This is a genomic window from Sporosarcina limicola, assembly GCF_014873855.1.
Taxonomy (GTDB): Bacteria; Bacillota; Bacilli; order Bacillales_A; family Planococcaceae; genus Sporosarcina; species Sporosarcina limicola.
Window position 1 is genome coordinate 15583 of record NZ_JADBEL010000038.1, and the last position, 16071, is coordinate 31653.

At 34.1% G+C, this 16071-nt stretch carries 10 protein-coding genes; all 10 read left to right on the plus strand.

Annotated elements, in window-relative coordinates; translation table 11 throughout:
- Window positions 1–3 precede the first annotated feature (3 nt).
- Window positions 4–1605 (plus strand): type I polyketide synthase, encoded by a 1602-nt coding sequence (locus tag H4683_RS22035; protein ID WP_338062502.1) that lies wholly within the window; start codon window positions 4–6, stop codon window positions 1603–1605.
- The gene (locus H4683_RS19205) at window positions 1605–8006 is read left to right on the plus strand and encodes a non-ribosomal peptide synthetase (protein ID WP_192600448.1); all 6402 of its coding nucleotides are present in this window, start codon (window positions 1605–1607) and stop codon (window positions 8004–8006) included. Before H4683_RS22035 ends, H4683_RS19205 begins: the two co-directional genes overlap by 1 nt.
- 22 nt (window positions 8007–8028) lie before the next feature.
- Complete coding sequence (locus H4683_RS19210) at window positions 8029–9030, plus strand: methyltransferase domain-containing protein (RefSeq protein WP_192600449.1); 1002 nt, start codon at window positions 8029–8031, stop codon at window positions 9028–9030.
- Window positions 9031–9063: 33 nt separating this feature from the next.
- Window positions 9064–10038 carry a GNAT family N-acetyltransferase gene (locus H4683_RS19215; protein ID WP_192600450.1) on the plus strand — a complete coding sequence of 325 codons (975 nt, stop codon included), beginning with the start codon at window positions 9064–9066 and terminating at the stop codon, window positions 10036–10038.
- 148 nt (window positions 10039–10186) lie between these two features.
- Complete coding sequence (locus tag H4683_RS19220) at window positions 10187–11494, plus strand: MFS transporter (RefSeq protein WP_192600451.1); 1308 nt, start codon at window positions 10187–10189, stop codon at window positions 11492–11494.
- Between the two features lie 50 nt (window positions 11495–11544).
- Entirely contained in the window at window positions 11545–11916 is a 372-nt protein-coding gene (locus H4683_RS19225) for a cupin domain-containing protein (RefSeq protein ID WP_192600452.1), read from the plus strand.
- Window positions 11917–11933: 17 nt separating this feature from the next.
- Entirely contained in the window at window positions 11934–12995 is a 1062-nt protein-coding gene (locus tag H4683_RS19230; RefSeq protein ID WP_192600453.1) for a pyridoxal phosphate-dependent aminotransferase, read from the plus strand.
- A gap of 211 nt (window positions 12996–13206) precedes the next feature.
- Window positions 13207–14205 carry a TauD/TfdA family dioxygenase gene (locus H4683_RS19235; RefSeq protein WP_192600454.1) on the plus strand — a complete coding sequence of 333 codons (999 nt, stop codon included), beginning with the start codon at window positions 13207–13209 and terminating at the stop codon, window positions 14203–14205.
- Window positions 14206–14263: 58 nt separating this feature from the next.
- A complete protein-coding gene (locus H4683_RS19240; RefSeq protein WP_192600455.1) occupies window positions 14264–14950 on the plus strand; it encodes a 4'-phosphopantetheinyl transferase family protein in 687 nt (228 codons plus the stop codon).
- A gap of 144 nt (window positions 14951–15094) precedes the next feature.
- Window positions 15095–15808 carry a thioesterase II family protein gene (locus H4683_RS19245; RefSeq protein ID WP_192600456.1) on the plus strand — a complete coding sequence of 238 codons (714 nt, stop codon included), beginning with the start codon at window positions 15095–15097 and terminating at the stop codon, window positions 15806–15808.
- Window positions 15809–16071: the final 263 nt, after the last annotated feature.

Below are 16071 nucleotides of genomic sequence, written 5' to 3' on the forward strand. Positions count from 1 at the left end.
AATATGTATTTTAGAAGAGACTATAAAGAGCCGATATCAGAGGTAGAAATCAAAGTTTCTGATATTTGGAAACGATTACTTAAGGTTGAAAAGGTTGGAGTTGAAGATAACTTTTTTGATCTCGGTGGGCATTCTCTATTGGTAGTCAAGGTTCAAACAGCTCTGGAAAAAGAACTTAATGTAGAGATTCGTCTTATGGATCTTTTTCAATACACGACAGTTAGGGCACTTAGTCAATGGATCACTGAGAAACTACCTCAAGAAAAACCTATCACTTTAAAAAATACATCAAATAAAATGGTCCCCAAGGACAATTCAATTGCAATTATTGGAATGTCATTGAGATTTCCTGGGGCGAATAATCCTTATGAGTTTTGGGAGAATCTAAGAAACGGTAAGGAAAGTATCAGTCAAATTCTTGACGATGAACTTGAACCAGCATCTTTTCATCAAGATTTGAAGCTATCCAAACGTATTATTCGTGCTGGTGGGTTTATTAATAATGCATTATCGTTTGATCCTGAATTCTTTAGGATGTCTGAAAAGGAAGCTAAAAATATGGATCCGCAACATCGCATGTTCCTTGAATGTTCATGGGAAGCGGTTGAAAGTGCGGGTTATAACTTAGAGGAAATAGAAAAGCCTGTTAGTTTATATGCGGGATGTGCATCGGGTACATATCACACGCAATCGTCGAGAGATATCTCCATTGCCGATCAATTTCAACAGGATCTTCTATCTCGATCTACTTTTTTAACTACTCGGGTGTCATATAAGTTAAATCTTACAGGTGAAAGTATTTTAGTGGATACAGCATGTTCTACTTCATTGGTCGCTGTACACATGGCATGTCAAAGTTTATTGCTTGGCCAATCTGACTATGCATTAGCAGGAGGTATATCATTAAGATTTCCTCAAAAGACTGGATATTTGTATGAGCCAAGCTTTATTTTTTCTCCCGATGGTCATTGTAGAGCGTTTGATAAAGATGCAGAAGGTACTGTGGAAGGCAACGGTGGAGGGGTTGTATTTTTAAAACGCTTGTCTGATGCATTGAACGATGGTGATCCAATTCATGCTGTAATTAAGGGTTCGGCAATTAACAATGATGGAAATATGAAAATAGGCTATACAGCACCAAGTACTAAAGGACAAGCCGATGTTATAGCTCGTGCTCAAGCTGCTGCTAATGTAAGTCCCGACAGCATTTCTTATATTGAAGCTCATGGAACAGGGACGAAATTAGGCGATCCCATAGAAATAGAAGCTTTAAATAAAGTATTTCGATCCCAAACGAATAAAAAACAATTTTGTGGAATCGGTTCAGTTAAAACAAACATAGGTCATCTTGGATCGGCAGCGGGTATTGCAGGGCTAATCAAGACTGCTCTAGCTTTAAAATACAAAGAAATTCCGCCAAGTTTACATTTTAAAGAACCAAATCCTGAAATTGATTTTGAAAACAGTCCTTTCTATGTTTGCTCACGTAATTCACCTTGGGATACGAAAAATACCCCCCGACGAGCTGGTGTTAGTTCCTTCGGCATTGGTGGAACTAATGCGCATATTATTTTAGAAGAAACGCCAGGAAAGGAAGAGAGTTAATGCAATTTGATAATAATCAGACAGTAAGTAAAAAACCTAATTATTATTTATTTCCAATTACCGCCAAAAATTCGGATGAGTTACGTAAAGTTGCTGACCGACTCTCTAGTCACCTTCTCTTAGAGGAAAAGCAGTCTTTACCGGATCTCGCTTATACCTATCAAATTGGAAAGCGAATGTTTGACTACCGTTTAGCTTTAACAGTTAACAGCTCCGAACAATTAGCACAGCTTTGTGAAGAAATTTCTAGGACGGAAGGTAATATTCCGGATACTTTTTATTCAAATGTAAAATCGAAGAAAGATGTTGTTTTCATGTTTACAGGGCAGGGATCACAATACAGTGGAATGGGGAAAATATTGTACGAAAGCTCGTCTGTAATAAAAAATACTTTAGATGAATGTGAAGAAATATTAAAAGGACATTTACCTCAGCCACTTTTGCAATACCTATTTTCTGAGCAACTTGGAAAGGAGCTTAATGACACACGTATTACCCAACCAGCTCTATTTGCACTCGAGTATGCCTTAGCAAAGTTGTGGATGTCTTGGGGAATTCAACCGACAATGATGATTGGGCATAGTTTAGGTGAATATGTTGCTGCTTGTGTTGGCGGAGGTCTTACCTTAAAAGAGGGATTACTACTAGTAATGAATCGTGGTCGTTTGATGCATGAGTTATGTGAGCAAGGTGCGATGGTTTCCTTAATTGGTAGTGTTGAAGAAGTAAAATATTTTCTAGATTCTACTAAGGGTTTAGTAGATATTTCAGCTATCAATAGTTCAAATCAAGTAGTGATTTCTGGAACACGGGACGGTGTGGATCACTTATGCGAACTTTGGGAACAAAATGGAGGTGTTTTCAAAAAGTTACCTGTTTCACATGCTTTTCACTCATTCATGATGGAGCCTATGTTGAAGGAATTCTCTAAATATCTTGAAAAAATTGATTGGCAGCCTTTAAAATATCCTATAGTTTCCAATTTTGCTGGGGAATTGGAAACTATCATGGGAAGTGATTATTGGTGTAAACAATTACGTAATCCTGTTCAATTTTTAAAAGGTATAAAGTGGCTAAATAAATCTGACATTGATGTATTTTTGGAAATTGGTCCTCAACCAATTTTACATAATTTATGTATGAAAGAGGTAGGGGGAAATCGCCTCTTTTTGAAATCATTAGATTCTCAAAAGCCAGATTGGAATACTTTACTATCATCCGTGGGTAAGGCATGGTGTTATGGTGTTGATTTAGATTTAAGAGCTTTAAGCAGTGACTTTAAATATAGTCGGGTGCATGTACCCACTTATCCGTTTTCGAATAAAGAATATAGTATGAATCAAAAAGAGGAGATATTCGGGAGTAATATCAATAGACTAAATTCTATTGATATTGAGATAAAACAAAGTGATCTATGTACAAATAAAAATATTAATATTGAAGAAATATTGATGTCATTCTTTTACGATGTTTTAGGTGTAAATAATATTGGCATTAATGGTGACTTCTTTGAATTAGGTGGGGATTCGCTAAATGCTATTCAGTTACAGGCAAGAATCCAAAAAGAATTTGACGTTGATTTAACACTTGAAGATTTATTTCAGTTAAGAAGCATTGATAAATTGACAGGCAAAATTAAAACTATTCAAAAAGAAATGAAAGTAAAATCTGAAGATATTAAAATTGATAATATTCCTAGCATGCAGAAACAACAAAATTATGTTTTATCAAATGCTCAACAACGCATATATTTCCTTTCAAAAATGCATACAGACGAAGCCTTTTACAATCTCCCATCTGCTATGATTTTGCAAGGTGACCTAGATGTGGAGATTTTAAAAACGGCTATAAAAAAAACATTTGATAGACATGAACAACTACGTGCAAACTTTGATATCAAGGGAGAAAAGCTTGTACAAATTATTGATGAAAAGATGGTACTTGATATCCCAGTTATAGATTGGTCGCACTATAATATGAATGAGCAAAAGAAAATGCAACTAGAAATGCTTTTGGAAGAATCTAAACTTATATTTAACTTGGAAGATGGACCATTGTTTCGAGTATGTATAGTCAAATTAGGATCGAATAGGAACATGTTGCTAATTAATGCTCACCATATTGTTTTTGATGCGTGGTCTATGAATATTTTGCTGAGAGATATAAATGAATTTTATAAATACTTGACAGTGAATAAAGTACCGAATTTACCAAAAATTAATCTTCGTTATGTAGAATATGCGAACTGGTTCTTGAGCGATAAAAAAAATGAGGAATTTTTGAAATCAAGAGATTTTTGGCATAATCAGCTTGATGGGGAATTACCAGTATTGGATTTGTCACAAGATTATTTGCGCCCGAGAGTTCAAAATTACAAAGGAGCATCTCATCAAAGATATTTGGACAGGTATTTGGTTAAGGGGTTACATAAATTGGCGAGAAAGTATAACTCTACTATGTATACATTACTATTAACAGCTTTTCAAGTAATGTTACATCGTTACAGTGGCCAAACGGATATTATTGTAGGCACATCTGTAGCAGGTAGAAATGAACAATCTACAGAAAACGTGATAGGGATGTTTGTAAATACTGTTGCCATGAGATTAGATATGTCTGATAACCCGTGTTTTAATGATTTACTTGAACAAGCAAGAAGTTTGACATTAGAGGTACTGTCACATCAAGACTATCCTTTCGATAAGTTAGTTGAAGAATTAAAGCCCTTGCGTGATGAAAGTCGTTCACCCATTTTCAGCGTATTATTTAGTATGTTAAAGCATACTCAGGGGGAAAAAGATTTTTGCGGTAATACTGTAGAAGCGATACAACCTCAAAGTGTTTTTTCTAAATTCGATCTAACATTAATGGCAAGTGAAGATGAAAATGGAATATCACTTTATTTAGAGTATTCCACGGCCCTTTTTAAAGATTCAACAATTAGTCGAATGATGGATAACTTTATACATCTACTTAATAGTATTGTAGAGAGTCCAATTTCTCGGATTTCTGAATTGGATATCTTGTCAGTTAGAGAAAAGAAAAGACTACTTTCATATAATGAACCAAAAACATTCTATTCACAAAAAGAAACGGTTCATAGTCTTTTGTCAAAACAAGCAAAATACAATTCTCAAAAGATAGCGATAAGATATAAAGATGAAGCACTTACATTTGGGGAACTTGACGAGCAATCTAATGCTTTAGCCCATTATCTTCGTAAAATTGGTATAGGTACTGAAACACATGTAGCAATTATGTGTGACCGTTCGCCACAGTTAGTGGTTTCTATTTTAGGTATATTAAAAGCGGGCGGGACTTACATCCCCATCGACCCATCTTATCCAACAGAGCGAATTAATTATTTATTGGAAGATTCAGAGGCTTCTATAGTTATTACTCAGCAATCATTTATATACTCTATAAATAATTTCAGAGGTCAATGTGTAACTATTGAAGAAATGAATACAAAAATAATGGAGTATAGTATTGCTCCACTTTTAGAAAACAGTTCGGCAGAGAATCTTGCTTACATTATATATACCTCTGGATCAACAGGTTCTCCTAAAGGAGTTCAAGTAAAACATAGTGGTCTTGTAAATTATTTAAAGCAGGCGAAAAGCATTTATAACTCCGATAAAGAGGGGAGTTTTCCACTTTATTCATCTATTTCATTTGATTTGACTGTAACAAGTCTGTTTTTGCCATTGATAACGGGAAATACTATATTTATTCAACCTGCTGAATTAGAAGGAATAACTCTTATAACGAAAATGGCGGGTGTTGATGATTTTATGTCTGCTAAGTTTACTCCAGCTCATTTAGAGTTATTGATTCAAGATGCCAAAATAAATGGTACAGGAATGAAAGGTTTGCGAAATGTGATAGTTGGTGGGGAGTCTCTATCACCAGAGTTGGTGAGATCATGGTTTTCATATTATCCACAAACAATTCTTTACAATGAATATGGTCCTACCGAAACTGTGGTTGGATGTATAGTTCAAAGGCTATCTCCTGAGATGAAATTTGATCGGAATATTGTCCCAATTGGTCGACCTATTAATAATATGAAAGTATATTTATTCGACAATCAAAAACAACCTGTACCAATCGGTGTGAAAGGAGAAATTTATATTGGAGGTCCTGGAGTTGCTCGAGGTTATCTAAATAAAAATCATCAAACAAACAGAGTATTTTTAGAGAATGAAGTCATTCCTGGAGAAATCCTATATAAAACTGGGGACATTGCTCGTTATCTCGAGGATGGTACCCTTGAATATTTAGGACGGTTAGACAATCAGGTGAAAATTCGTGGATTTCGTATTGAATTAGAAGAAATTAGATTAACTTTACTAAAACATATTGCCATTATAGATTGTCTAATTACAACAGATATTGATTCATCAGGAGATAAGCGTTTATTAGCTTATATCGTTACTAGAACTAAAGTAAGTAATAATGAGATTCTTAGTTTCTTAGAAAAATACTTACCGGAGTATATGATACCAAATCGTATAATTTCTATTTCTAATATTCCATTAACAACCAACGGTAAAGTTGATTTTAATGGATTACCACCAATAGATATGTCTGAAGTAATTGTGGATGAAAATCCAAGAAGTGAGGTTATTATGAGCGAAAATGAAATACAAAATTGGATAGCTGAATTATGGAAAGAGTCTCTTGGACTAAATAGTATTAGTTTGAAAGCTGATTTTTTTAATATTGGAGGTCATTCACTTAAAATTTTGCCCATTATTGTGAAAATAAAGCCGAAATTTCCGAACGTTCAAGTACAAGATTTCTTTACACACAGAACTATTGAATCATTAGGGAGATTCCTCTATCTGAATCACCAAAAAACAAACGGCTTTGTAAATGAGCATGAACTATCTAAAGGCAAATTACAAGAATGGATTCTTGATCTCTGGAAAGAGACTCTTGAATTAGATGAGATAGATATATATGATGATTTCTTTAAAATCGGAGGTCACTCATTAAAGATATTACCTATAATCGTTAAAATAAAGCAAAACTATCCGAAGATTCAAGTACAAGATTTCTTTACCTATAGAAATGTTGCTAGTTTGACTGAGTTTTTATTTTGTAAAGAAGATATTTTAGAAATTAATCAACTAGATGCTGGATGTGGAAATGATTCAAATATGCTTTCAGAATTGATTACTCTTGATTCTGAAACAGAAGAATCTAGTACGTGTGAAATGTTCACTCGCATTGAGCCTAATGCAGTGTTACTAACAGGGGGGACAGGTTTTCTTGGTGCTCATGTATTATATGAATTACTTGAACAAACTTCAGCTCATGTCTATTGCTTGGTACGTCCCTCTACTAAATTATCATTGCTTGAACGTATAAATAACAAGATGGAATACTACTTTGGAGAAACTGTGAGAGATCGCATAAAAGACAGAGTAACCGTGATTAATGCAGATTTAGGGAAGACTGAACTCGGAATTTCCATGGAGCACATGAGGTTAATCAAAGAGCATGTAGATATGATAATTCATTGTGCAGCTGATGTAAGGCATTACGGAGACGAGAAACACTTTGACAAAATAAACGTTGGTGGGACTAAAAGATTGCTTGAATTAGCCAAAGAAATACCGAATGTGCATTTTCATTATGTTTCAACTATTAGTATTGTTGGATGGTCCAAGAATGATCCAGATGAATATATACTGTATGAAAAAGATTTTGATCGTGGGCAAGTTCTCGATAACGTATACACAAAGAGCAAGTTCAATGCAGAGAAACTAGTAAGAGAGGCTAATAATAACGGGATTCCTGCTTCAATTTATAGAGTAGGAAATCTAGTTGCTCATTCGAAAAGTGGGCAGTTTCAACAAAACATAGAAACTGATGCTTTCTATCGCATATTGAAGGCTTTTATCTTATTAGGAGTGGCCCCAAAATCTTTAGGAGAGTTAGATTTAACACCAATTGATTATTGTAGTCAAGCTTTAGTTAAATTAGCAATCCAAAAAGAATCTATTGGAGAAACATTTCATCTGTGTAACCCTAAACATCTAACATTAGAGGGACTTGCTCATTTATTACAATCTTTTGGCTACTCTTTAACATTATTAAAACCAGAAAAATTTAATGAGTTTTTATTTAGTGAAAACCGGCCAATTGATCATGAAAAAGCTTTAGAACTTATTATTGCACAACAAGAAGGCAGCGCAGTAGCAGGAAAGATAGTACGCATCGATTCTCAAAAAACAAATCTAGCATTAGATAAATTAGGAGTTAATTGTCCTGAGCCAAATCGAAATTTTATTTACCTTATTTTAAAGAACGCTATTGAAAGAGGATTTATTCCAATGCCAAAACTATGGGATATTATCGAATATGAGAAAGAAGAATCAGCAACTCTATAGGGAATTAAAGGAGGAAAATCAAATGGAAAAAAAACAATTGTATCCAGAAGATTTGTTTAATGGATACGTGGGCGCAAATGTAGCATATGCACTCCAAAAAATCGGATTATTTGATTTTTTGAAGAGTGGTTGTAAAGTTAAGGTGGAAGAACTTGCTATTCAAACTGATTGTGATTATTCTCGTTTAGTTGCATTACTCAAGGTTGGACATGCGTTAGGTTATATTGAGAAACATAAAGAGGGCTACGTTTCCATTACTGATATGGGGGAAACACTAATAGGGCAACTAGGTTATTTTACGTGGAGTGTCGGAGGTTACGGAGATTTATTCCGTAACCTTGGGAATCTAGCTACAGAAGGAAAGGAATGGAGCCATTTACGTGATGAAGGTGAGGTGGCTATTGGAGCGGATATTAATAATCGTTCATTTATGGAACATTTACTGTTTGATGTACTTGACGATTTGAATTTCACCACTATTGCTGATTTAGGTTGTGGTAATGGAGGTCGTTTAGTTTCATTATGTAATCGATACCCAAATATAAAAGGTGTAGGAATAGATATTAGTAAAGATGCTATTAATTTAGCCAATAAAAATGTTAAAAAAAACAGTTTCGAAGATCGTATCGAAATGATTTGTACAAATGTACTAGATGTCGTAAAAAATAATAATCACAACGAAACTTTGAAAAATGTGGAAATCGTGAGTAGCTTTATGATGTTCCATGATCTATATAATATTCCTGCAGTATGGGATGTGATTTTTGAGCGGATACGAGAAACTTTCCCAAACATTAAATATCTGTTAGTAGCGGATACCGTGAGAATGCCTGATAACTATATTGAAGTTTCGAATGAATTACCAATTTTTTCATTGGGATTTGAACTACTTCATTCTTACATGGATGTAAAATTACCAACTAAGGAAGAATATGATAAGGCGTTTACCAATGCAGGACTTTCTATTGAATCTTGTATAGAGTTTGGGACTCCTCAGACTTATCTTTATCTTTTGCGTTTTTAATATCGATATAACCATATGAAAGGATGGATTTTAATGCATAAAGAAGAACAAGAAGTTAGAGGAATGAGAGAGTTTGAATTAAATGATATTCCTACAATTGTTTCTATTAATAATAGGGTAAATCCAAAGGTACCAATGACTGTTGGAGGTAGAATAGCTCTTGAGGAAGGCCGTCATCCTGAAAATCCACTTAAACAGTGGGTAGTTGAGCGTGAGGGGAAAGTAGTTGCTTATGGTGATTCAGGTATAGTTAATGGAACTTCTGCAGAAGAAACATTTCACATAATGGTTATGACAGATCCAAATTATAAAGGACAAGGATTAGCGACTTCAATATTAGAAAAGAGTTTTAAATTTGCAAGTGATCATGGTGTAACAAAGTTAATAGGAGCGTGCTCGGAGGACGATTCCGATTCTATAAAATGGATTTTAAATAGAGGTTTTAAATTAATTGGGAAAAACGCAGAAATTAATCTTAACCTTAATTTATTTGAAGAGGACTATCATAACAGCTGTATTGAAGAAATGAAAATGCATGAAATAAATTTTCGTACTGCCCAACAGGAAAAAGATGAGAAGCCGAATTTTGAGTTGGAATTATTTGAAACACTAGCAAGTCCAATCATCAAAGATATGGTATTACCTGGTGGAGCAACCATAGAAATGGGATTTGACGAATTTAAAGCATTTATTTTTGGTAGCGAAGATGCAAACCTTGAAAATCAAGTAATTGCTCTATATAATGGACAATTTATCGGTTGGGGTTCTTGTTTAACTGGAAAGCGTGAAGCAGCATATATTAATTTTTTAGGCGTGAGAAAGGATTTTCAAAATCAGGGGGTAGAACGTGCTTTAGTCACTCACATGTGTAAGACTGCTAAGTCTAGTGGTTTCCAAAAAATAGGTACACATATTCAAGGTATTAAAGAGAATATTATTAGTGATATGGAAGCCACGGGATGGGTAGTCGATACTGGTCGTATGATTTGGAGCAAAACTCTTACTTAATGTGCGACTTGATTTGCTTTTTTATTAATATACTATTGATTTGATTTAATATTCATTCAAATAATATTGAGATGTGAGGTCTCTTAAGTGGAGACTTCGCATCTCAGCGAAAGCTGAGAGGTTATGTTTTTATAGAGGAGGATATATTATGCTTAAAGGACTAAAGGGATATTTGTTCCTTATGATAACTGAGAAATTTTCGAATATTGGAAGTAGTCTAACCACATTTGTGCTTGCGTATTGGGCATGGACTACATATGGGGAGCCAGGAGCAATCGCAAAGGTAACAATTGCTTTTTTTCTTCCAATGATTATTGCACAACCTATAGCAGGAGTCTTCGTTGACCGTCTGAATAGAAAGAGAATTTTGATATTAACTAATGCCTTACTTGTATTTCTAATGCTTTTATTAGCATTATTAATGAAAAACGGTGATTTACAAATGTGGCATATTTATTCGGTTGCTATAATTCATGCATTTTGTACCGCATTTCGTAATCCTACTTTAATTTCTACAATGGGGATGATGATAGATCGCAGCAATATAGCAAGGGTGAGCGGTCTCAACCAGTCTCTTAATGCTGCGGCTTTTATTAGTGGTCCACTGATTGGTGGTATCCTAATCGGATTCATTGGTGGTGAAGGTTTACTAATTGTGGATGCTTGTACTTTTTTAGTTTCAGTAATTGGAGCTATTTTCGTAGCTATACCAAACCCAACACGCGATAAATCTGAAAATATTAAAAATTTTAATTTTTTGGATGAGATTATGGTTGGTGTAAAGTTCATAAAAAAACATCCAAGTTTGCTTGCTCTTATTGCGTCTAGTACTGTTTTCGGCTTATTCGGTTCTTTTTTAGTGGTACTTTTATTACCAATGTCTTCATCAGTTTGGCAAAGTCAGCCAGGAGCTTCTCTTATTGCTGATATTCTTGAAAGCTTGGGCAGTACAGAAAGTTCTTTTGATGCACAAGTAGCAGGTGCTATGAATGGAATATTGTTCCTTGGAGTGTTTGTTGGAGGGATAATTATGGCAAGTTGGAAAGGATTTAAAAATCGTATTTGGAGCATAATGATTGGACTTATACTCGCGGGAAGCTTCCAAGCAATGGTGTCTAATGAAAATTTGATTATTGCCAGTATTTCTCTTTTTGTTTGTGGATTAGTTGGTCCATTATATAACGCAACTTGTGAGGCGATTTATTTAAGTAAAACTCCTCCTGACATTCAAGGAAGAGTTTTTAGTCTACTTACCTTACTTGGACAAATAACATATCCAATGGGCCTAATAATTGTTGGTTTACTTGGATCTAAATATCAGCCAAGCATATTATTATTGGGAAGTGGCATTGCTAGTGTAGTTGCTGTAATACTATTTTTTATTTTTTCTTCTTTACGTTATGTGGATAAGGTAATACCAAATTACGAGGATAGGAAGCTAGATAGACCAATATAGGAAACATATCTAGATAGCCATGTATTATTATTTGAACGGAGGAATTTTCAATGAAGAAACCAGAAATTAATCTTAGTATACCCAGATTTAAAGAGGTAGATGGTCATTTTCATCCTGCACCATTTTTATTAACCGAAGAAATGTTTGGTGGAGTGAGTATAGAAATAGCTGGTGGGGAGATTAGTGAGCTAGTAGGCAAACCTGTCGCAAATATGCACACACATGATGTTCCGGAAATATACCTGTTATTCTCACCTGAAAAAGGAGGGGCAAAAATTCAAGTTGATATAGAAGAAGAAGAATTTATTGTCGATTCACCAGCTACAATTTATATACCAGCTGGTATGAGACATAGATTCATAACATTAGAAGCTATTAAAGGAAGTTATTGTCTAGGTGTTTTACTTAATGATAATCATTAGTTCTGGAGGGGAAGTTAATGCAACAAAAAGTTTTTTTGCAATCTTATAACAGTGGGGTATTTGATGCCTCAAGCTTTTATAGAATGCATCTAAGTGAGAATCCGAATGCTATGTCACCGAAAATTAAAAGTGCAATTGAAAATGAGTTACGACAGGTTCAATTCTATCCTGATCCTGACTGTACACTCCTAAAGGAAAGCATTGCGAAGCATTTTAATGTTAAACCTCAAATGATTTTAGTTGGGAACGGGACTGATGAAGTATTACTTTTTATTGCTCTTGCACTTTTAGGAGTTAATAAGACAGGATTAACTACTGAGTCAACCTTTCCTGGATATAAAGTGGCTACTGCGTTAAGTGGCGCTAACAATCGCTTCATACCGATGGATAATTTTAGGATTCCGGTTAGTAAATTAGTAGAGGCTTGCAAAAAAGATGTCGATGCTGTTTTTGTTTGCAACCCACACAATCCATCAGGAACAACAATCAACTATGAAGAATTGCAACAATTGTTAATTGATACTTCTGCGATGGGTGTGATTCCAATTATTGATGAAGCATATGCTGATTTCGCCGGTGATTCTTTTGCTTCCGCAATTCCTTTTATTCGTGAAGGAGGTAACGCTATAGTGATGCGTACCTTCTCGAAATCCCATAGTATAGCCGGTTTACGGGTAGGATATGCTATCGGTAGCGAACAGCTTATCGCTAAAATACAACAATTACGTACGGTTCTTCCGTTTAGTGTTAATCGCATTGCTCAAGCAGCAGCCATAGCTGCAATTGATGATACAAATTCAATAAATACAAAATGGGTTAATGAGGTAAAGGAATATTTTTATTTAGAAATGGATCGGATTAATATCAGGTATATTCGATCAAAAACTAATTTTGTTTTGATAAAGGTCCCTGGGGAAGATGGCTTGTTTTCTAGACGATTAATAGAAGAATATAAAATTATTACCCGCGATACAACTTCATTTGGTTATGAAGGCTATATTCGAGTTTCAATGGGGAGTTATGAACAAATGGAATATGTATGTAAAGCTATTGAGATTCTTGTAAAGGAATTAAGGTAACAGAAATATTCATTCAGCGATTCTGGAGTAAAGATAGTAGTTTTAAAGATTGTTAGTATGAGATACTGTAAAATTTATGAATTTAACTCATCTTTTTCGGACTACCCTTTCCTAATATAGGAGAAAATAAAAATGATGGTGCATAAATAACTATGAATATTAATATTTGTGTAAAACTAATAAGTTAAGGAAGATAAGGGAGGAAATTAAAATGAAAAACGTACAAGATAGGCATGGATTCAACTCAGTTAAAATAGAACAACTAACGGAGGGGACCTTGCTCCCCTTATTGATTACTCCGAAAAGTCCTAATGTTGATATTTCTATATTTGTTAAGAAAAATGAAGAAATTATTAATAGTTACTTGTTAAAACATGGTGGGATATTATTTAGAGGATTTAACGTTGATTCTAAAGAAAAATTAAACCGATTTGTGGATATCAACTGTTCTGAAATTCTAAAATACAATGAATCCTCTTCACCACGAACTGAAGTGGGAAACAAAGTTTATACATCAACAGATTTTCCTAATGACCAAATTATTTTGCAACATAATGAGCTTTCATATTCAGCAAATTGGCCAATGAGGATATGGTTTTGCTCTGTTAATCCATCAGAAAATGGTGGAGAAACACCAATTTCTGATGTTCGCCAAATTTACAAGAAAATAGATCCTAAAATATGTGAGACTTTCTCTGAGAAAGGGTGGATGCTGGTACGTAATTATGGCGATGGCTTTGGATTACCTTGGCAGCAAGTGTTTAATACTGAGAATAGAGAAGAAGTAGAAAAATATTGTGAAAGTAATGGAATTCAAGTGGAATGGAAAGACGAAAATCGTTTACGTACACGCCAGATAAGAAAAGCAATCCAAGATCATCCCATCAGTGGGGAATCCGTATGGTTTAATCACGCTACATTTTGGCATGAGTCTAGTTTAAGTGCTGACGTCCGCGAAATGCTTATTAGTTTACTAGGTCGAGAAGGACTACCTTATAATACTTATTATGGTGATGGTTCTCCAATTGAAGATTCGGTAATAGAAGCCATTAGAAAAGCTTATGATTCTGAAACAATCACATTTCCATGGCAAAAAGGTGATTTACTGATGTTAGATAACATGTTAGTTGCACATGGAAGAAACTCATACACAGGGAGCCGTGAGATACTGGTTTCTATGGGAGAGCCTTACTCTAATTTAAAATTATGATTTGTTATTTTAATATTATAGCTTTCATGAATTACATTATGCAAGATAAGGTGAGTAAATGATAGAAATAGTAGCTTCTAGATTGACTAATCAACTAACACATTATGAATGGGAAAATCTTTTATTATGTGTTGATGAAAATAAACAAGATAGATTAAAATGCTTTGTTAAATGGGAGGACGCTCAAAGATCACTTTTGGGAGATCTTATGCTAAGATCAGTTGTCGTTAAAACTTTTGGAATGCCAAATAATGAGATTCAATTTATGTATAATGATTATGGAAAACCATCTGTGAAAAATCTGGATGGTTTTCATTTTAATATCTCTCATTCGGAAAATTGGATTGTTTGCGCAGTACATGATGAACCTATAGGGATTGATATAGAGAAAGTCGTACCTATCGATTTAGAGATAGCCAAACAGTTTTTTTCTGAATCAGAGTATAAAAGTTTGTTGGAAAAAGATAAATGGGAAAAGATATCTTATTTTTATAAATTGTGGACTGCTAAAGAAAGCTACGTTAAAGCAGTTGGAAAGGGCTTATCAATTCCTTTAAACTCATTTTCCGTAAAACAACTTTATGAAGAAAAATCCATTGTCTTAGATGGAGAGAATGTATTGTTTTTAAAACATTATTCTCTAGGGCAGAATTATAAACTAAGCGTATGCTCAAAAAAAAAATATGATTTTCCAAATACGATTATCAAAAAGAATGCATCAGAAATATATAGAGAATTCATTTAAGTTAGATGTTAATTGATTTTAGAATACTCATTTTTCAGGAAGAAAACATGCGAATATATAATGGGTATAACTTTGTGTATTTGGATTTTATTGAATGTAAACTGTATAGTAAATATGAATTTTTCATATAGGAGTTGGAGTAGAATGGATAGAATTCGTTTATTTTGTTTACCATACGCCGGGGGTTCTGCACAATTCTACATGAACTGGAAAAACTACTTATCCCCGGAGATTGAATTATACCCTATCGAGTTAGCAGGCAGGGGAAAAAGGTATACAGACCCTATTAAAAATAGTATTGAGGAAATTGTTGATGATATATATGAAAAAGTTAAGAATGAAATTGATAAAATGCCTTATATGTTGTTCGGACATAGCATGGGAAGCTTGATTGCCTTTGAATTGAGTCACAAACTTATAGCAAAGAATCATTTAGAACCATTCAATATCTTTATTTCTGGTAGGAAAGCACCTCGAATTACAGCAAATAGTAAAAGTTATGAGTTATCAGATGACAATTTTAAAGAGCTAATTTTTAATATGGGAGGTACACCGATGGAAATATTAAACTCTCCAAACTTTGAAGAGCTATTTCTTCCAATTTTAAGGTCGGATTTTAAAGCGGTTGAAACGTATATATATCAAGAAAAAAATCAAAAGTTAAATAGTATGTTATCGTTGATGTATGGAAATTATGACGAAATAGATATAAAGGAAATTACTCCATGGAAGGAAGAAACGAGTAAGGATACTAAAGTATACGAATTTCTGGGAGGTCATTTTTTTATCCAGAACAATATCGTCGAAATAACAAACATAATTAACAAAACTGCAAATGATTACTTGAAGAAAATATAAGCAATACTTGGTTGGACAGTGAAATAAAGTTCATAGATTCTATAATATTTCCAGAGTCTACAGTTGAATATATTATAGATCTAACTGCATTCAAACGACTAATAACTTCAAAATGAGGATGTCCATAGGAGTTGCATTTCCCATAAATTTAAAGCGTAGATGAAAGATTGATTACAGCCAAGAGAATGTACCACTTCTGCCATAGTTTGTACCAGCGATTGCCACGAATTGTACCACTCATTGCCAACGTGTTTACCACTGAA